The following is an 18656-nucleotide window of genomic DNA, read 5'->3' as shown; positions in this document are numbered from 1 at the left end:
CGCTTTCCGGGAGCGTAGAACGCGAGCCGGAGGGACCCCAAAAACCGCGGGGGGGTGTCCCTATGTGATTGTCAAGCCGCGGCGGGGGCGGGGTCGGGGTGGCGGTAGTGGGTGCCGTTGCGGAGCATGGCGTAGAGGACGTCGCAGCGGCGTCGGGCGAGGCAGATGAGGGCGGCGTTGTGTTTCTTGCCTTCGTCGCGTTTGCGCTGGTAGTAGGCCCTGCTGGTGGGGTCGTGCAGGGCGGCGAAGGCGGCGAGGAAGAAGGCGCGTTTGAGTTTGCGGTTGCCGTTGCGGGTGGGGTGTTCGCCTTTGATGCTGGTGCCGGAGCTGCGGGTGACGGGGGCGATGCCGGCGTAGGCGGCCAGATGCGCCGAGGACTTGAAGGCGGAGGCGTCGCCGACCTCGAGCAGGATGCGGGCGGCGGTCCTGACCCCGATGCCGGGCATCGAGGTCAGGACCCCGGCAAGAGGGTGAGCATCAAGTATGTCCTCCACCTCGGTGGCGACCTGGTTGCGTTGCTGAAGCACGGTTTTCAGGCTGTCGGCGAGTCGGGGCAGGACGGTGTCGGCTGCGGCCGTTCCCGGGACGGTGACGGTCTGCTCGCCCAACGCGGTCCAGATGTCGGCGACGAGTTTCTCGCCCAGGCGGGGCGCGTGAGTCGCTGCGATGGCGGTGACCTTGCGGCGTCCGGCTTTGCGGATGCCTGTCGGGCCGCCGCAGCGGGACAGGATCTCCAGCACCGCTGGGTGCGTGATGCGGGGACCCAGGACACGTTCCAGCGTGGGATGGATGCCGGTGAGCAGGCCGCGGATCCGGTTGCCCAGCCGGGTGGCCTCACCGGCCAGATCGTCGTCGAACCCGACCAGGACCTCCAGCTCGGCCAGGGCCTCGTCACCGGTGTCGACCGGGCGCAGCGTGTGGGGCAGGCTGCGGGCGGCGTCGGCGATGATGAACGCGTCCCGGGCGTCGGTCTTGGCATTGCCCGGGTAGAGATCGGCAATACGCCGCATCGCCAGACCGGGCAGGTAGGCCACCTGATGCCCGCAGGCGCGGGCGACCGCGACCGGCAGTGCCCCGATCGTGGCTGGTTGATCGACGACGACCAGCAGCGGCCCGTGAACGGCGAGCTTGTCGAACAACGCCCGCAGCTTGGGTTCGGTGTTGGGCAGCGGCCCATCGTGCAGCCGTTTCCCGGTCGCGTCCAGAGCGACGGCGTGATGGTCGCCCTTGCCGACATCCAGGCCGAGGAACACGCCATAACTGCTGGTCATGCACAGTGTCTTTCATCCGTCGCGGGTGGTCGCCGGTCAGGGCATCGATGGCCGGCACCCACGCCTGCGACGAGACCTACCCCAAGGGTGGCCGTGTCCCTATTCAGCGGTCCCCCGATGCCACCAGGCCCGGCGACACCACCCCCCGGATCATGACCTCGACTGGGGGCATCAGTCATACCGAACCTGGCGACCACAGCTCCTTGATCAGGAACCACGAAAAAGGTAACGGGGCGCAGTGGCGGGGTCGCCCGCGGTGCGGGATCGGCCGCCGCACGGGGTCGCCCGCGGTGCGGGATCGGCCGCCGTGCGGGGTCGCCCGCGGTGCGGGATCGGCCGCCGCACGGGGTCGCCCGCGGTGCGGGATCGGCCGCCGCACGGGGTCGCCCGCGGTGCGGGATCGGCCGCCGCACGGGGTCGCCCGCGGTGCGGGATCGGCCGCCGCACGGGGTCGCCCGCGGTGCGGGATCGGCCGCCGCACGGGGTCGCCCGCGGTGCGGGATCGGCCGCCGTGCGGGATCGCGCGCCGTGCGGAGTCGGCCGCCGTGGGGGATCGCGCGCCGCGGCGGGGCCGTGCGCCGATGCGGGCGCCGCAGGCACCGCAGGCGCCCGCCGCGGCGGGGTCGCCCGCCGACGCGGGTGCCGCAGGCGCCCGAAGATGGCGACGCCAAGCGCTCGCGCCCAGCGCGGGCTCACCCCCAGCTCAGGAATCGCGCCCCGGCGCGAAGGCGCGCGCACGCGCGGCTCGTGCCCTGGCGGGGCGCTCCCGCGCGAGGCGTTCTCGCGCTGGGCTTCCGCCAGCGGGCGGGGGGCGCCCGCCCTGAATCCCGCCACCGGGCGGGGGCGCCCGCGAATCCCGCTCGTAGGCGGGAGTCCGGGCGGAATCCCGCCCCCCGGGCGTTGTCAGCTGCGTTCGATCAGGTGGCCTACCACGTCCGGGCCGGGGTGGGGGGCGCCCGAGGCGTCGCGGCGGGGGGTGGGCTCCGGGAGTTCCACCGGGTCGCCGGTCTTCGACGCCGCGGCTGGGCGTGGGCCGACCCAGCCGACCGTCAGCCGCGTCTCCCCCTTCAGGAAGCGGTGCGCCCGCACACCGCCGGTCGCGCGGCCCTTCGCCGGGTACTCGGCGAACGGCGTCATCTTCACGCTCGCCCCCGTGGCCGTCACCACCATCGGGTCGCCGTGCTCCGCGTCGTCCGTCCGGATCGCCCCGAAGAACACCACCTCGGCGTCACCGGCGAGCTTGATGCCCGCCATGCCGCCGCCCTTCAACCCCTGCGGCCGCACCAGCGAAGCCGGGAACCGCAGCAGCGACGCGTCCGAGGACAGGAACGCGAACGTCTCCTCGCCGTCGGCCAGCCACACCGCGCCGACCACCTCGTCGCCGTCCTTCAACCCGATGATCTCGAACTCGTCCGAGCGCACCGGCCAGTCCGGCGCCACCACCTTCACCACGCCCTGCCGCGTGCCGAGCGCGAGCCCCGGCGACCCGGCGGCCTGCTCACCCAGCGGCGCGATCCCGATGACCTTCTCGCCCTTGTCCAGCGGCACCAGCTCGCGCGCGGCCATCCCACCGCGCAGCGACACCGTGCCGCTCTGCTCCGGCAGCACCGGCAACGGCAGCACGTCCGTCTTGAAGGCGCGGCCCCGGCTGGTGACCAGCAGGACCTGGCCGCGCGCCGTCGAGTGCACCATCGCCGCGACCGCGTCGTGCTTCACCCGGCCGTTGCGGCGGCGGCCCTCCGGCGCCTCCTCCGACTCCGCCGCCGTGCGCGCCACCAGCCCGGTGGCGGACAGGATCACCTGGCACGGGTCGTCGGCGACCTCCAGCGGACCGGCCGGCTTCGACGCGGCCAGCACCTCCTTGAGGTCACCGTCGATCAGCGCGGTGCGCCGCTCGGTCTTGAAGTCCCTGGCGATCTTGGCCAGCTCGGCCGAGACGACCTTCTTCAGTTCCTTGTCGTCCTCGAGGATCCTGGTCAGCTCGGCGATCTCGGCGCGTAGCTTCTCCTGCTCGTCCTCGAGTTCGAGCTTGTCGTACTTGGTGAGCCGGCGCAGCGGCGTGTCCAGGATGTAGGTGGCCTGGATCTCGGACAGCTTGAACCGCTTCATCAGGCCGTCCTTGGCCTGCGCGGCGTCGTCGCTGTTGCGGATCAGCCGGATCACCTTGTCGATGTCCAGCAACGCGATCAGCAGACCCTCGACCAGGTGCAGCCGTTCCTCGCGCTTGCGGCGGCGGTACTTCGTGCGCCGCGTGACCACCTCGTAGCGGTGGTCCAGGAACACCTCGAGCAGCTGCTTGAGCCCCAGCGTCTGCGGCTGGCCGTCGACGAGCACGAGGTTGTTGATGCCGAACGACTGCTCCAGCGGCGTGAGCCGGTACAGGTCGGCCAGCAGCGGCTGCGGGTTGACGCCCACCTTGCACTCGATGACCAGCCGCGTGCCGTTCTCGCGGTCGGTGAGGTCCTTGACGTCGGCGATCCCGGTGAGCCGCTTGGACTTGTTGACCTCCTCGGTGATCTTCTCGATCACCTTCTCCGGCCCGACGCCGTAGGGCAGCTCGGTGACCGTGATCGCCTGGCGGCCGCGGCTGCCGGGCAGCGGGCCGATCTCGACCTTGGCGCGCATGCGGACCACGCCGCGGCCGGTCTCGTACGCCTTGCGCACCTCGTCCAGGCCCAGCAGCATCCCGCCGGTCGGCAGGTCGGGGCCCGGCACGAACTCCATCAGCTTGTCCAGCGTCGCGGCCGGGTGGTTGATCAGCCACCGCGCGGCCGCGATGACCTCGCCCATGTTGTGCGGGATCATGTTGGTCGCCATCCCGACCGCGATGCCCGACGTGCCGTTGACCAGCAGGTTCGGGTACGCGGCGGGCAGCACCGACGGCTCCATCAGCGAACCGTCGTAGTTCGGCCGGAAGTCGACCGTCTCCTCACCCAGCTCACCGACGAGCAGCATCGCCTCGGGCGACATGCGGGCCTCGGTGTACCGGGACGCGGCCGGGCCGTCGTCCGGCGAACCGAAGTTGCCGTGCCCGTCGATGAGCGGCGCGTTCATCGAGAAGTCCTGCGCCAGGCGGACCATCGCGTCGTAGATCGCCGTGTCGCCGTGCGGGTGGTAGCGGCCCATCACGTCGCCGACCACGCGCGAGGACTTCACGTACGCGTGGCTGGGCCGGTAGCCGGCCTCGTTCATGGCGAACAGGATCCGGCGGTGCACCGGCTTCAGGCCGTCCCGCGCGTCGGGCAGCGCCCGGGAGTGGATGACCGAGTAGGCGTACTCCAGGTAGGAGTCCTCGATCTCGGTCTTGACCGGGTTCTCGAAGACCTGCGCGCCCGCCTGGTCGAACGCGGCCGGATCGACCCGGGTCACGGCGGTTTTGGATCGGCGTGCCATTGCTGTTGTCTCCTCGGGAAAACTCAGACGTCGATCGCTTCGCGGTCCACGCGGGCGGCGGATTCGACGAGCCAGTTGCGGCGGGGTTCGACCTTCTCCCCCATCAGCAGTTCGAGCGCGGCCTCCGCGGCCTCGGCGTCGTCCAGGGTGATGCGCCGCACCGAGCGGGTCGCCGGGTTCATCGTGGTCTCCCACAGCTCGTCGGCGTCCATCTCGCCCAGGCCCTTGAACCGCGGGACCGGCTTGACGATCTGCTTGCCGGCGGCCTCCAGCTCGGCGACCTTCTGCTCCATCTCGCGCTGGGTGAAGGTGAAGATGGTCTCCGGGTTGCGGCCCTTCGTGACGATCTTGTGCAGCGGCGGCATCGCGGCGAACAACCTGCCGTCCTCGATCACCGGGCGCATGTACTTGGCGAACAACGTGATCAGCAGCGTGCGGATGTGCGAGCCGTCGACGTCGGCGTCGGCCATCAGGATGACCCGGCCGTAGCGCATCGCGGACAGGTCGAAGGTGCGCCCGGTGCCGGCGCCGAGCACCTGCACGATCGAGGCGATCTCGGCGTTCTTCAGCGTGTCGCCGAGCGAGGCCTTCTGCACGTTGAGGATCTTGCCGCGCAACGGCAGCAGCGCCTGGTACTCCGACACCCGCGCCATGCGGGCCGATCCGAGCGCGCTGTCACCCTCGACGAGGAACAGCTCGCTGCGCGAGATGCCGGTGGTGCGGCAGTCGACGAGCTTCGGCGGCATCGCCGCGCCCTCCAGCGCGGTCTTGCGGCGCGCCGCGTCCTTCTGCTGCTTCTGCGTCAGCCGCACGCGCGCGGCGTCGACGATCTTCTGCAGCACGACCTTGGCCTCGGCCTTGGTCTTGCGGTTCTCGGTCCACTCCTTGAGGTGCCGCTCGACGACACCCTGCACCACGCGCGTGATGCCGGACGTGGACAGCTCGTCCTTGGTCTGCGAGGTGAACTGCGGCTCCGGGATGCGCACGTGGATGACCGCCGTCATGCCCTCGAGCACGTCGTCGAGCGTGGGCAGGTCCTCCTTGGCCTTGAGCAGGCCGCGGGTGCGGGAAATGGCTTCCTGCAACGACTTCGTGGCGCCGCGGTCGAAGCCGCGGCGGTGCGTGCCGCCGTGCACGTTGCGGATCGTGTTGGTGAAGCACTCGACCGTGCGCTCGTACCCGGTGCCCCACCGCAGCGCGATCTCGACCTCGGCGTGACGCTCCACATTGGACCGCATGACGCCGTTGGCATCGGCCGCGTTCTCCTTGTACGCGCCCTCGCCCCGGATGATCAGCGTGCCGGACACCGGTTTCTCGTCCGACGGCGCGAGGAACTCCACCATGTCGGCCAGGCCGTGGGGGAAGTGGAAGGTCTCCTCGCTGATCGACCCCTCAGTGGCGGTGCGCAGCACGTACGTCACGCCCGGCACGAGGAACGCCGTGTTGCGCAGCTTCGTGCGCACCTGCTCGACGTCGAGCTCCGCGCCCTTTTCGAAGTACCGCGCGTCGTGCCAGTAGCGGATCGACGTGCCGGTGCGCTCGCCGCGCTTCATCTTGCCCGTGATGCGCAACCCGGGCTGCGGCGTGAACTTCGCCTTCGGGCCCGGCCCGTCGAACACGCCCGGCGTGCCGTGCGCGAACGACATCTCGTGCACCTTGCCGCCGTTGCGGACCGTCACGTCGAAGCGGTGCGACAGCGCGTTGACCGCCGAGGCGCCGACACCGTGCAGGCCACCCGAGGTCTTGTAGCCGGAACCGCCGAACTTGCCGCCCGCGTGCAGCCGGGTGAGCACCAGCTCGACGCCGGACAGACCGGACTTGGCGTGCACACCGGTCGGGATGCCGCGGCCGTCGTCGTCGACCTGGACGCTGCCGTCGGCGTGCAGCGTGACGACGACCTTCGTGGCGTGACCTGCGACACCCTCGTCGGTCGAGTTGTCGACGATCTCGCTGAACAGGTGGTTGATGCCGCGGCTGTCGGTCGACCCGATGTACATGCCGGGGCGCTTCCGGACCGCTTCCAGGCCTTCCAGGTGGGTAAGGTCGTCGGCCCCGTAGAGAGGCTCAGCAGAAGCAGTCACAGGTTCTTCTCTCCCAGTAGCGATTGGGGTGGGGCGGCACCTCGGCGCCGCGCTTGTGCAGGGTAACGGAGGGCGCCGACAATCCCGGGGATTGTGGCCTACTGCCGCCGTGCGGCGTGGATCGCGCCGACGAGCATGTCGAGCTCGGTGTCGAAGACCTCGTCGGCGGTGGCGGCGCGCAGGTGCGGTACCAGTGCTTTCAGTGTAGGCGCTGCCGAGCCGGCCTGTGCTGCTTCGAAGATGCGGGCGTTGCGTTCCGGCGTCGTGGGGTCGCCGTGCACCTCGCGGTGCGCGCGGCCCAGCACGACGTCCAGGAAGACCAGGTAGAAGCGCGCCTGGGCGGGTTCGTCGAGGCCGGCGGCGGCGAGGATCTCCGCGATGGTCTCGGCCAGCCGCAGCCCGCCGGGGCCGTGGTTGCTGCGGGTCATGATCAGTTCGGCGAAGCCGGGGTAGGCGCGCAGTTCGCGGCGCATGCCGTGAGCGAGCGCACGCAGCCGGTCCGGCCACGGGCCGTCGCCGGCTTCCGCGGGACGGACGTGGTCGGCGGCGATGGCGTCGGCGACCAGGCCGAGCAGCGCCTCCTTGTCGGGCACGTGGCGGTAGAGCGCCATGCGGGACGCGCCCACCTCGGCGGCGAGGCGCCGGATGGTCAGCGCGTCGAGCCCCTCGCGGCGGGCGAGGGCGACCGCCGCCGCGACGATCTGCTCCCGCTCCAGGCTTCCCCACGCTCGACGTTCGCTGGACACGCCCGCACCGTACTGCGCGGCGCGCGGAACGTGCTTGCGGACAGTGTCCGCAAGTGGGTACGGTTGGTGGCCGAGCGAGTGGACGTGTGGTGGCGGTGCGTGTGGGCCGCTCGTGGGCGTGCGAGAGGGCCAGTGGTGGCGGCGCGAGTGGGCCAGTGGTGGGTGCGCCGCGCGAGTGGACCAGTCATGGCCGCGCGAGAGGGCCAGTGGTGGCGGCGTGAGTGGGCCAGTGGTGGGTGTGCCGCGCGAGTGGACCAGTCATGGCCGCGCGAGAGGGCCAGTGGTGGCCGTGTGAGTGGGCATCTCATGGCAGCCCGAAAGGGCCTGTCGTGAGCGGACGAGCGGGCCGGTTCGTGGGGGCATGAGTGGACCGGTGGTGGTCGCGTGAGTGGGCCAGTGGTGGCGGCGCGAGTGGGCCAGTGGTGCGTGTGCCGCGCGAGTGGACCGGTCATGGCCGTGCGAGAGGGCCAGTGGTGGCCATGCGAGCGGGCATCTCATGGCAGCCCGAAAGGGCCTGCCATGGCCGCGCGGGCGGGCATCTCAACGCGGCCCGAGAGAGGCTGTCGTGGGCAGACGAGTGGGCCAGTCATCGGTGCATGAGTGGACCAGTGGTGGTCGCGTGAGTGGGCCAGTGGTGGTCGCGTGAGTGGGCCAGTGGTGGCCGTGCGAGTGGATCGGTCATGGCCGTGCGCGAGGGCCAGTGGTGGCCGTGCCGCGCGAGTGGACCAGTCATGGCCGCGCGCGAGGGCCAGTGGTGGCCGTGCCGCGCGAGTGGACCAGTCATGGCCGCGCGAGAGGGCCAGTGGTGGCCGTGCCGCGCGAGTGGACCGGTCATGGCCGCGCGAGAGGGCCAGTGGTGGCCGTGCCGCGCGAGTGGACCGGTCATGGCCGTGCGAGAGGGCCAGTGGTGGCCGTGCGAGAGAGCATGTCATGGCGGCCCGAGAGGTCCTGTCGTGCGCGGACGAGTGGGCGGTTCGTGGGTGCACGAGTGGGCCAGTGGTGGCGGCGTGAGTGGGCCAGTGGTAGCGGTGCCGCACGAGTGGACCGCTCGTGGCCGCGCGAGTGGGCCTGCCGTGGCCATGCGAGCGGGCATCTCATGGCAGCCCGAAAGGGCCTCTCGTGAGCGGACGAGTGGGCCAGTCATCGGTGCATGAGTGGACCAGTGGTGGCGGCGTGAGTGGGCCAGCGGTAGCTGTGCCACACGAGTGCCCCAACTCGTCCACTCAAGACCATTGTGGACACTGGGGAGGACCTGTCACATGCGGCGTTTCGTGCTGCCCGCCGTGCTGCTGGCCGCCTTCGTGGCGAGCACGGCCCAGACCATCGTCATCGCGGTGTTGCCCGCGATCGCCCGGGAGAACCACGTCCCGGCGAGCGCCGTCACCTGGGCGCTCACCGCGTTCATGCTCGCGGCCGCGGTGGCCAATCCGGTCGCGGGCAGGCTCGGCGACCTGTTCGGGTACCGGCGGGTGCTGCTGACCTGCCTCGGTGTCTTCGCCGCCGGGACCGTCGTCTGCGCGGTGAGCCGCTCGTTCCCGCTGCTGCTCGCCGGGCGCGCGGTGTCGGGGGTGTCGGCCGGGGTGTTCCCGGTCGCGTTCGGCCTGGTCCGGCAGACCGTCGAGCAGCCGCGGCGGCCGCAGACCATCGCGGCGCTGTCGGCGATGTTCGGCCTCGGCGGCTCGGCCGGGATGGTGGTCGCCGGCCCGGTGCGGGACGCGTGGGGCACGGCGTGGCTGTTCTGGCCGCTGCTCGCGCTCGCCCTGGTCGCGATAGTGCTGGGCGCGCTGGCGCCGCGGGACGCCGCGACGGGCGGCGGGCGCGTGGACGTCACCGGCGCGGTCCTGCTGGCCGGCGCGCTGGCGTGCCTGCTGCTGGCGATCAGCGAGTCCCGCGTGTGGCCGCTGGCCGTCGTGGTGCCGCTGGCCGCCGCGGCGCTCGCGTTGTTCGCCGTGTTCACCGTGGCGGAACTGCGGATCGCCCAGCCGCTGGTGGCGGTGCGGCTGCTGCGCCGTCGCACGGTGGCGACGGTGAACGGCGTCACGGCGGTCATCGCGGCGGCCATGTTCGGCGCGGTCACGATGCTGCCCCGGCTCGTGCAGGACCCGGCGGTGTTCGGGAAGTCGGCGACCGCGGCCGGCCTGGTCCTGGTGCCGATGGCGGTCGTGATGCTGGTCGCGACCCCGCTCGCGCCGCGGCTCAGCGGGCGGACGGCCGTGCGGCTCGGCGCCGGGCTGGCGGTGGCGGCGTTCGCGCTGCTGGCCTGCGTGCACGACGCGCTGTGGTCGGTGTACGTGGCGAACGTGCTGGTGGGCGCGGGATACGGGCTGTGTTTCGCGGCGCTGGGGAACCTCGTGGTGGACGCCGTCGAGCCGCGGCACACCGGCATGGCGACCGGGGTGAACACGATCGCGCGGACGGCCGGGGGCGCGGTCGGGGCGCAACTGGCCGCGGCGCTGGCCTATCCGACCGGCTTCGTGCTGTTCGCGCTGGTCGCCGCACTGGCGGTGGTGGCGGCCGGCGCGGTCGCCCCTCGCTACAGTGCTGACCGATGAGACGCAAGCCGCCCCCGTCCCCGTTGCCGCCGCGTGACGGGGTGAACGCGGCACGCATCCGGACCCCGCCGGACGGCCCGTGGGACACCATCCGCGACTACCTGGTGCGGAAGCTGACCAAGCTGGACCCGGCGGTGATCGACGCGATGCTCACCGAGGGCGCGATCGTCGGCGTCGACGGGCCGATCGACGCCCGGACACCGTTCACCCCCAGCACGTTCCTGTGGTTCCACCGCGACCGCGGCGACGAGGTGCCGGTGCCGTTCGAGCTGACCGTGCTGCACGAGGACGACGCGCTGCTGGTGGTCGACAAGCCGCACTTCCTGGCGACCACCCCGCGTGGCGGGCACGTGCGGGAGACCGCGCTGGTGCGCCTGCGGCACACCCGGGACCTGCCGGACCTCTCCCCCGCGCACCGGCTGGACCGGCTGACGGCGGGCGTGCTGATGTTCGTCAAGACCGCGGCGCACCGCAGCGCGTACCAGAACCTGTTCCGGGATCGCCTGGTGCACAAGGAATACGAGGCCATCGCGCGGTACGACCCGGACCTGGTGCTGCCACGCACGGTGGAGAGCCGGATCGTGAAGAAGCGCGGCGTGCTGACCGCGCGGGAGCTGCCCGGCCCGGTGAACGCGCGGACGCACGTGGAGCTGCTCGGACACCGCGACGGGCTGGGCCGCTACCGGCTGGTGCCGGAGACCGGCCGCACGCACCAGCTGCGGGTGCACCTGAACTCCCTGGGCATCCCGATCCTGGGCGATCCGCTCTACCCGGAGGTGCGGGAGGTGCCGCCCGGCGACTTCCGCCGCCCGCTGCAGCTGCTGGCGAAGGTGCTCGCGTTCACCGATCCGCTGACCGGCGCCAAGCACCGCTTCGAAAGCTCACTCCGGTTGAGCGCCTGGGATTGACCGTCCACACCGGATCGTGATCGCACGGGCCTTCCGGAACTGACTGTTCCGCGCACCGCCGCGGCCGCGACGTACCTCCCGGTCGATCTCGCCCGAGACCGGCTCGACGCCACCCTGACCGCCCTCGGACGGCTCGCGCCGGGCAGCGAGCTCGTCGCCGGCTACCTGCTTCCCGCCCACCTGCGGGACGACGCGGGCAACGCCTACGTCGACGCGGTCGGCGCGATGACAACGGAGCAGGGCGAGCCCCGCGTCGTGCGGGCCGTTCTCACCGCTCGCTCGGCGGGGCCAGCTCGATCTGCCGGTCCAGCGTCGCGCGGAACACGTCGTGCGCCGCGTCGCCGGGGCCGGCCGTTTCGACGACCACCACGCGGTCGTAGAGCACGTACGCCGCGCCGAAGCGGGCCAGCGGCGCGCCGACCGGCGTCCCGTACACCGTGACGCCCTCCAGCGACAGATCGCGGTCCGCGACCAGCCCCTGCAGCTCCACCCCCGCGCCGTAGGCCCGCACCGCGGCCCGCGGGTCGCCGGTCACCAGCGCGTACAACCCCATCGTCACCTCGGCCCGCACGGCCGTCTTGCGCACCCCGTCACGCATCCCGGCCGTGGTCAGCACGTCGACCATCGGCTGCGGCAGCGACACCGTGCTGCGCAGCGCGGCGAGCGCGAACGGCCCGCTCGGCCCGGGCGTGCCGGGCGGTTCGACGAGGGCCAGCGCGCTGTGCGCGGGCGCCGGTTTCGCGTCCGGCGCGTCGGCGGGGCCGGCGTTGCGGGTGAGGAGGTAACCAGTGGCGGACACGGCGAGACCGAGCATCAGCACCACGATGATCGCGATCCCGAGCGTCAGCTCCCGGCGCTGCCGGCGGACGTCACTGGACACCGTCAGTAATTCCCTCCCCGCCGCAGGTTACCGGGCATCAGTATCACCCACGGCCGCAGTACCGGTAGCCTTCCGGCTCATGGCGGGACCTCGGGGGATCGACTGGACCGGTGAGCGCTGCGTGCCCTGGACCGACGACATCCAGGTGATCTACGAGCACTACCACCGCTACGCCCTCGCCGCCCGCTACGCCTTCGGCCGCCGCGTGCTCGACCTCGCCAGCGGCGAGGGGTACGGCAGCGCGCTCCTGGCCACCCACGCCGCCGAGGTGGTGGGCGTCGACATCGACGAAGCCACCGTGGAACACGCCCGCGCGCGCTACGGCGGCCGGCCCAGCCTGCGGTTCACCACCGGTTCGATGACCGACCCAAACCTGCTCGCCGACGCCGGGCGGTTCGACGTCATCACCTGTTTCGAGGCGCTCGAACACGTCGCGGAGCAGGACGAGCTGATGGCACTGGTGCGCGCCCGGCTCGCCCCCGGCGGCGTCTTCTTCACCAGCACCCCGGACGTGCTGGTCTACACGCACGAGCACGGCAACGAGAACCCCTTCCACATCAAGGAGTTGACCGAACCGCAGTTCCGCGCGCTGCTCGGCGCGTCGTTCCGGCACGTGACGGTGCTGCGGCAGAACGTGGCGATCGGCTCGGTGCTGACCGGCGACCGCGAGCACGGCCCGGTGCTGTCCCAGCAGCTACGCCGCACGGGCGAGGACAGCTGGTCGGTCGGCACCGGCGCGCCCCACACCTACCTCGTCGGCATCGCCTCCGACAACCCGGTGGAGGTGCCGGCCGCCGCGACGATGCTCGACCCGCAGCTCACGTTGCTCGGCGCCGCCGCCGAGCGTGCCGCCGCACCGCTGCGCGCCGAGATCGAGCGGCTCACCAGCGACGACGGCGGCCCCAAGTACCGCAAGGTCATCGAGCGGTACCGGCCGCGGCGGCGCGCCACCGAAGGCCCGGTCACGGTGTCGGCCAGCGACGACCCGCTGGTCAGCATCGTCGTCCCGGTGCACGGCCAGTGGAGCTACACCCGCCGCTGCCTGCAGGCGATCGAGGACAGCGGCACGCGCGTCCCGTTCGAGGTCGTGGTGGTCGACGACGCCTCGCCCGACGATTCGGCCGAGCAGCTCGCCGCGTGCCCCGGCGTCCGGCTCGTGCGCACCCCGGAGAACCTGGGGTTCCTGCGCGCGGTGAACCTCGGCGCCGCGCAGGCCCGCGGTGAGCTGCTGGTGCTGCTCAACAACGACACCGAGGTCCGGCCCGGCTGGCTGGACGCGCTCACCGAGGTCGTCCGCGGCGACGAGCGGATCGGCCTGGCCGGGGCGAAACTGGTCTACCCGGACGGCAGGCTGCAGGAGTGCGGCGGCATCGTGTTCGCCGACGGCAGCGCCGCCAACTACGGCCACGGCGACAACCCCGACGACCCGCGCTACCAGGCCGTTCGCGACGTCGACTACTGCTCCGGCGCGGCGATCCTGGTGCGCCGGGACCTGTGGGAACGCCTCGGCGGGTTCGACGAGCGCTACTCCCCCGCCTACTACGAGGACACCGACCTGGCCTTCGCCGTCCGCGCCGCGGGATACCGCACCGTGGTGGTGCCGGACGCGGTCGTCGTCCACCACGAGGGCGTCTCGCACGGCACCGACGTGACGCAGGGGGTCAAGCGGTTCCAGGAGATCAACCACCGGGTCTTCGCGGAGAAGTGGGTGGACGCGCTCAGCGGGCAGGCCGATCCGGGCACCCCGCTGTGGATCGCCCGCCAGCGCGTGCCGGGACGGACCCAGCGCGACGGCGATCTGGTGCTGGTCGCCGACGTCACCGTGCCCACGCCGGACCGCGACTCCGGCTCGGTGCGGCTGCGGTGCCTGCTGGACGAGCTGGTCGCGCTCGGCCACCGCGTGGTGTTCTGCCCGATGGGCCCGCCGTCCGACCCCGCCTACCTGGACCAGCTGCACCGCGCCGGGATCACCGTGCTCGCCGACGACGGCCTGCGGGAGCAGTTCCTGCACGAGGCGGGCAAGCACATCCGGCTGGCGCTGCTGTCCCGGCCGACCGTGGCCTGGCACCTGGCCGACCGGCTGCGGATCTGCGCGCCCCAGGCGCGGATCGTGTTCGACACCGTCGACCTGCACTTCGTGCGCCTGTCCCGGGAGGCCGAGCTGGTCGAGCGGCTGGGCGGCGCGCCGGAGACCTCGGCGATGCTGCACCAGCGCGCGAAGCTCTACCGCGAGCTGGAACTGGCGCTGGTGCGGGCCTGCGACCGCACGCTCGTGGTGTCCGAGGCCGAACGGGACCTGCTGGCCGGCCTCGCGCCGGGCGCGCCGGTCAGCGTGCTGTCCAATGTGCACAGTCCGGGGCCGGAGGCGAGCCCGGACGGGCGGCCCGGCGTGCTGTTCGTCGGCAGCTTCGAGCACCCGCCCAACCGCGACGCGGCCTACTGGCTGGCCGGGGAGATCTGGCCGCTGGTGCGCCGCCAGGTGCCGGACGCCGTGCTGGACGTCGTCGGGCACGACCCGACGAACGAGCTGCGCGTGCTGGACGGCCACGGCGTGAAGTTCCGCGGCTGGGTCCCCGGCCTCGCCGCGCTCTACGACACCGCCCGGCTGTCGGTCGCGCCGCTGCGGTTCGGCGCCGGGGTCAAGGGCAAGGTCGGCGAGAGCCTGGCCGCGGGCGTCCCGGTGGTCGGCACGACGCTGGCGTTCGAGGGCATGCGGTTGCGCGACGGCGCGGAGGTCCTCGTCGGTGACAAGGCCGAGGAGATCGCCGCCGGAATCGTGTCGCTGCTGACCGATGACGCGCTCTGGCTCCGGCTGTCCCGGGCCGGGCAGGCCGCGGTGGCCGCGCAGTTCGGGCCGGACGTCGCGCGCGCCGCGCTGACCGAGTTGCTGGGCTGACGTGGTGCCGGCCGACAACGCCGCGGAGCGCACGCAGGAGATCCGCCCCGCGAAGTACGCCAAGGCCGAGACCGGGTTCGCGTGGCTGCGGCTCATCGGCGCGAGCATGGTCGTCGTCGAGCACTCGTTCCCGCTCGTCGACCCGCAGCGGCTGACGATCCTGCCGGCGAGCTGGGACCTGTCCCCCGGCTACTTCGCGCTCATGGGTTTCTTCGCGATGAGCGGGTTCCAGATCACCGACAGCTGGACGCGCGACGCGTCGTGGTGGCGCTACGTCGCCAAGCGGGTGCTGCGGATCTGGCCGCCGCTGCTCGTCGTCGTCATGGTCACCGCGTTCGTGATCGGCCCACTGGTCACCGTGCTCGACGCCGCCGAGTACTGGACGGACACGGCGACCTGGGGTTACGTGGTGCACAACGCGGCGCTGTACCCGTTGCAGCACCTGCTTCCCGGCGTGTTCGCGGAAAACCCGTACCCGTGGTCGGCCAATGGGTCACTGTGGACGCTGCCGATGGAGACCACCGGCTACGCGCTGGTCCTCGTCGCGGGACTGACCGGTCTGCTCAGCCGTGCCCGCGTCGGCCTGTTCGCGCTGCTGGCCGGGATCATCGTGCTGGACGCCTTCCTCGGCGCCACCCACACGTTCCAGGGTCGCGGCGGGTCACTGCTGTCGGTGCCGGTGGGCGCGATGGTCGCGTTCGGGGTCGCGTTCGTCATCGGCATGGTGATGCACCGTTACCACGGCACGATCCCGCTGTCGCGGGCCGCCGCGTACGCGGGCGTGGCCGTGTACCTGGTGGTCAACTTCGTGCCCGTCCTGCAGCCGGCCGCGCGGTTCGTGTTGCCGTTCGCCGCCGGGTACGGCGCCATCGTGTGGGCGCACCACTGGCCGCGCCGCCTGGCCCGGTACGACAAGTGGGTGTACGGCAGCTACGGTATGTACATCTGGGCGATGCCGGTGCAGCAACTCATCGTGTTCGCCGGGGTGCGCAACTCCTACCTGCTGATGGCGCTGGCGCTGCCGCTGGCGTACGCGTGCGGGCTGTTGTCCTGGCTGTTCGTGGAAATCCCGACGCAACGGCTGCGCGTTTACTTGCGCCCTCAACCGAAATCTCGTCGTAACGTTCGTTCGCGCGATTCCGTCTCCGGAAGGGGGGCCCATCGTCGTGAAAGGACGGGCGTATGAAGACATCCCGAATCCTGCTGACGGCCGCCACCGCGATGGCGGTGACACTGGTACCGCTGAACGCGCAGGCCGGCGGCACGGTGTCCACAGTGGCCGAAGGCCTGAACAGCCCGCGCGGGCTCGCGTTCTCCCCGGACGGGGCCCTGTACGTCGCGGAAGCCGGCCGCGGGGGCGCCGGTCCGTGCATGGCGGGTCCGGAGGGTGACGAGGTCTGCTACGGCGAGTCGGGTGCGGTGACCCGGATCCACCGCGGGCAGCAGAACCGCGTCCTGACCGGGCTGCCGTCGATCGCCGCACGCGACGGTTCCGGCGCGATCGGCCCGTCGGACGTCTCGTTCCTGGGCAAGGGCAACATGTACGTCACCGTGGGCCTGGGGGCCGACCCCGCGGTGCGCACGAACCTGCCGCCGAAGGGGCAGCAGTACCTGGGGTGGTTGCTGCGCAACGGCAAACCGGTCGCCGACATCGCCGGTTACGAGGCGACCGCCAACCCCGACGGCGGCGAGCCGGACAGCAACCCGAACTCGGTCCTCGCCCTGCCCGGCGGTCGCGTGGTGGTCGACGCCGGCGGCAACTCCCTGCTCTGGGTCCCGGAGAAGGGCCGGATCCTGACCATCGCGACGTTCCCCGAACGGATGGTCGACGCGCCACCGTTCCTCGGCCTGCCACCCGGCACGAAGATCCCGATGCAGTCCGTGCCGACCTCGGTCGCGCTAGGGCCGGACGGTGCGCTCTACGTCGGTGAACTGACCGGCTTCCCGTTCCCGAAGGGCGCGGCGCGGGTGTACCGGGTGGCGCCGGGCAAGGCGCCGCAGGTGTACGCGGAGGGCTTTACCAACATCATCGACATCGGTTTCTCGCACGGGAAGCTGTACGTGCTGGAGATCGCGCACAACGGCCTGCTCAGCGGCGACCCGGCGGGCGCGTTGATCCAGGTCGGCCGCAACGGCGCGCAGCACATCGTGACGCAGGAGCTGACGATGCCCGGTGGCCTGGCGCTGCGCGACGGCAAGGCGTACGTGTCGAACTGCGCCGCGTGCCCGAACCCGCCGAGCGGGCCCGGCAGCGGCAGCGTGGTGCGGGTCGGTTTGTGACCCCGGCAGGCCGGCCGCCCGCGACGGGCGGCCGGCCCCCGGACTCACCGCTTCAACACGCTGCGGATGGCGTCGCGGGCTCGGTCCATGAGGGCGGCCGGCGGGCCGAGCAGCATGTTCTTCGCGGCGCTTTCCGTTCCCGGGTGCGGGCGGGTCGGGGCCACCGCCTCGGCCGCCCGCACCGTGTCGGCCATCGCTTCCAGCCGCTTGGCGTCGTAGGCCTGGCGCAGCAGCGGGAACTCCAGCCGCTCCTCGTGCTCGGCGTGGGCCAGCACGTCGTCCCGGAGCTGGATCAGCAGGGTGTCGAAGCCCTCCGCGTCCGGACCCATGTCGTCCAACGTGGACAGCAGTTCCTTGGCGCGGTGCTCCTCGCCCACGCGGGCCTCGACGATCGGTTCGCCGCCCTCCTGGCGCCGCACCTCGGGGTGGACCAGTTCCTCCTCCGCGGTCTCGTGCACCGACAGCAGCCGCACGAGCTCGCGGAACGCGTCCCTGCGTTCGTCCCCCTTGGCTCGTTCGACCACGCCGAACAACCGGCGGATCTCCTGGTGCTGGTCCTCCAGCAACGCGATGACGTCCTTCTTGTCCGTCGACACGGTGACCTCCTTCGCTTCGCCGGGAGGGCTACCCGCGGGGGCCGGAGTTCACTCGCTCAGTGACGAACGCGGACCACCACCTTGCCCACCTGCGCGTTCGATTCGAGGTGCGCGTGGGCCTCGACGATGTCGGCCAGGTCGTCGAACACGCGGTCCACGGCCGGGCGCAGGGTGCCGATGCGCAGGCCGGCGTTGATGAAGTGCTCCGACCGGCGCCGCCGTTCGGGGTTGCGGGTGACGTAGCTGCCGTTGCCGTAGCCGAACACGGTGACCTGCCGGTCCCAGTTCATCGGCAGCGGCGTGGGTGCACCGCCCATCCAGCCGTAGACGACCAGCAGCCCGCCCACCGCGGTGGCCTCGACCAGGTCCACCACGCCGGGGCCACCGACCGGGTCGATGGTCAGGGTCGCGCCCGCGCCGCCGGTCAGCTCCCGCACCTCCTTGACCAGGTCCGTCGAGTCGAGCGTGACGACGTGCGCGGCGCCGGCCGCGAGCAGCTGGTCACGCTTGGCGCCGGTGCGGGTGACGGCGATCGGCACCGCGCCGAGGTGGTTGGCGATCTGGATCGCGGCGATGCCGACGCCGCTGGAGGCGGCGGTGATCAGCACGGTGTCCCCGGGCCGCAGGCCGCCGCGCTCGACCAGCGCGCCGTAGGCGGTCTGGTGGGTCAGCCAGACCGACGCGCCGGTGACCTCGTCGCGGCGGACCAGGCTCGACACGGGCACCACGACCCGGTCGCCGTACACGCCGTACTGCCGCATCGAGAACGACGCGATGGTGCTGATCTCGGTGCCCTCGGGGAAGCCCTCGACCCCCGTTTCGACCACACCGGCCGCCTCGTAGCCGATCGGCGAGCCGGGCAGGATCGGCTGCTCGTAGTAGGTGCCCGCGCGGAACAGCGCCTCGGCCCGGTTGAGTCCGATCGCGTCCACCCGGATGCGCACCTCGCCCGGGCCGGGCTCGGGCACCGGCCGGTCCTCGATCCGCAGCACCTCGGGACCCCCGATCCGGTCGAACAGAACTGCTCTTGCCATACTGAACACCGTTTCTTAA

Annotated in this window: 12 protein-coding genes; 5 read left to right on the top strand and 7 right to left on the bottom strand. The window is 72.0% G+C overall.

All coding sequences use genetic code 11. From position 1 onward, the window contains the following. Positions 1–71: 71 nt before the first annotated feature. The 4 genes from L1857_RS08985 to L1857_RS08970 form a co-directional block, all read right to left on the bottom strand. Positions 72–1271 (bottom strand): IS110 family RNA-guided transposase, encoded by a 1200-nt coding sequence (locus tag L1857_RS08985; protein WP_094006720.1) that lies wholly within the window; start codon positions 1269–1271, stop codon positions 72–74. Between the two features lie 903 nt (positions 1272–2174). Further along, positions 2175–4664, bottom strand: a complete 2490-nt coding sequence (locus L1857_RS08980) for a DNA gyrase/topoisomerase IV subunit A (RefSeq protein WP_094006641.1) — start codon at positions 4662–4664, stop codon at positions 2175–2177. Positions 4665–4687: 23 nt separating this feature from the next. After that, complete coding sequence (locus L1857_RS08975) at positions 4688–6745, bottom strand: DNA gyrase/topoisomerase IV subunit B (RefSeq protein ID WP_116111434.1); 2058 nt, start codon at positions 6743–6745, stop codon at positions 4688–4690. Positions 6746–6843: 98 nt separating this feature from the next. Beyond that, entirely contained in the window at positions 6844–7491 is a 648-nt protein-coding gene (locus L1857_RS08970) for a TetR/AcrR family transcriptional regulator (RefSeq protein WP_249464840.1), read from the bottom strand. A 1259-nt stretch (positions 7492–8750) separates the two neighbouring features. On the opposite strand from L1857_RS08970, the gene L1857_RS08965 reads away from it, so the two are divergent. After that, positions 8751–10043, top strand: a complete 1293-nt coding sequence (locus L1857_RS08965) for an MFS transporter (protein ID WP_249464837.1) — start codon at positions 8751–8753, stop codon at positions 10041–10043. Further along, positions 10040–10951: a pseudouridine synthase gene (locus L1857_RS08960; RefSeq protein ID WP_116111437.1), complete on the top strand. Its 912-nt coding sequence runs from the start codon at positions 10040–10042 to the stop codon at positions 10949–10951. The genes L1857_RS08965 and L1857_RS08960 overlap by 4 nt, the downstream gene beginning before the upstream one ends. A 268-nt stretch (positions 10952–11219) precedes the next feature. Here the strand turns inward: L1857_RS08960 and L1857_RS08955 are convergent, their stop codons facing one another. Next, entirely contained in the window at positions 11220–11831 is a 612-nt protein-coding gene (locus L1857_RS08955) for a hypothetical protein (RefSeq protein ID WP_116111438.1), read from the bottom strand. 79 nt (positions 11832–11910) lie between these two features. Here L1857_RS08955 and L1857_RS08950 point away from each other — a divergent pair, with 79 nt between their 5' ends. From L1857_RS08950 to L1857_RS08940, 3 genes are read left to right on the top strand one after another with little or no spacing between them, the layout of a single operon-like run. Further along, positions 11911–14727 carry a glycosyltransferase gene (locus L1857_RS08950; RefSeq protein ID WP_249464834.1) on the top strand — a complete coding sequence of 939 codons (2817 nt, stop codon included), beginning with the start codon at positions 11911–11913 and terminating at the stop codon, positions 14725–14727. A 4-nt stretch (positions 14728–14731) separates the two neighbouring features. After that, positions 14732–15913 (top strand): acyltransferase family protein, encoded by a 1182-nt coding sequence (locus tag L1857_RS08945; RefSeq protein WP_094006731.1) that lies wholly within the window; start codon positions 14732–14734, stop codon positions 15911–15913. Beyond that, the gene (locus L1857_RS08940; RefSeq protein ID WP_094006647.1) at positions 15910–17007 is read left to right on the top strand and encodes a ScyD/ScyE family protein; all 1098 of its coding nucleotides are present in this window, start codon (positions 15910–15912) and stop codon (positions 17005–17007) included. The genes L1857_RS08945 and L1857_RS08940 overlap by 4 nt, the downstream gene beginning before the upstream one ends. Before the next feature lie 44 nt (positions 17008–17051). Here the strand turns inward: L1857_RS08940 and L1857_RS08935 are convergent, their stop codons facing one another. After that, entirely contained in the window at positions 17052–17603 is a 552-nt protein-coding gene (locus tag L1857_RS08935) for a hemerythrin domain-containing protein (protein WP_094006648.1), read from the bottom strand. Positions 17604–17659: 56 nt separating this feature from the next. After that, complete coding sequence (locus L1857_RS08930; RefSeq protein WP_116111439.1) at positions 17660–18637, bottom strand: zinc-dependent alcohol dehydrogenase family protein; 978 nt, start codon at positions 18635–18637, stop codon at positions 17660–17662. Positions 18638–18656: the final 19 nt, after the last annotated feature.

The sequence above is a fragment of the Amycolatopsis thermalba genome (assembly GCF_023376025.1).
In the GTDB taxonomy this organism is placed as follows: domain Bacteria; phylum Actinomycetota; class Actinomycetes; order Mycobacteriales; family Pseudonocardiaceae; genus Amycolatopsis_E; species Amycolatopsis_E thermalba.
This window is presented reverse-complemented; position numbering and strand designations above follow the sequence as displayed.

What these genes read in the sequence shown, in the direction of transcription:
- L1857_RS08985 (WP_094006720.1), bottom strand. Translation starts at nt 1,271, where the DNA reads ATGACCAGCAGTTATGGCGTGTTCCTCGGCCTGGATGTCGGCAAGGGC.
- L1857_RS08980 (WP_094006641.1), bottom strand. Translation starts at nt 4,664, where the DNA reads ATGGCACGCCGATCCAAAACCGCCGTGACCCGGGTCGATCCGGCCGCG.
- L1857_RS08965 (WP_249464837.1), top strand. Translation starts at nt 8,751, where the DNA reads ATGCGGCGTTTCGTGCTGCCCGCCGTGCTGCTGGCCGCCTTCGTGGCG.
- L1857_RS08960 (WP_116111437.1), top strand. Translation starts at nt 10,040, where the DNA reads ATGAGACGCAAGCCGCCCCCGTCCCCGTTGCCGCCGCGTGACGGGGTG.
- L1857_RS08950 (WP_249464834.1), top strand. Translation starts at nt 11,911, where the DNA reads ATGGCGGGACCTCGGGGGATCGACTGGACCGGTGAGCGCTGCGTGCCC.
- L1857_RS08940 (WP_094006647.1), top strand. Translation starts at nt 15,910, where the DNA reads ATGAAGACATCCCGAATCCTGCTGACGGCCGCCACCGCGATGGCGGTG.
- L1857_RS08930 (WP_116111439.1), bottom strand. Translation starts at nt 18,637, where the DNA reads ATGGCAAGAGCAGTTCTGTTCGACCGGATCGGGGGTCCCGAGGTGCTG.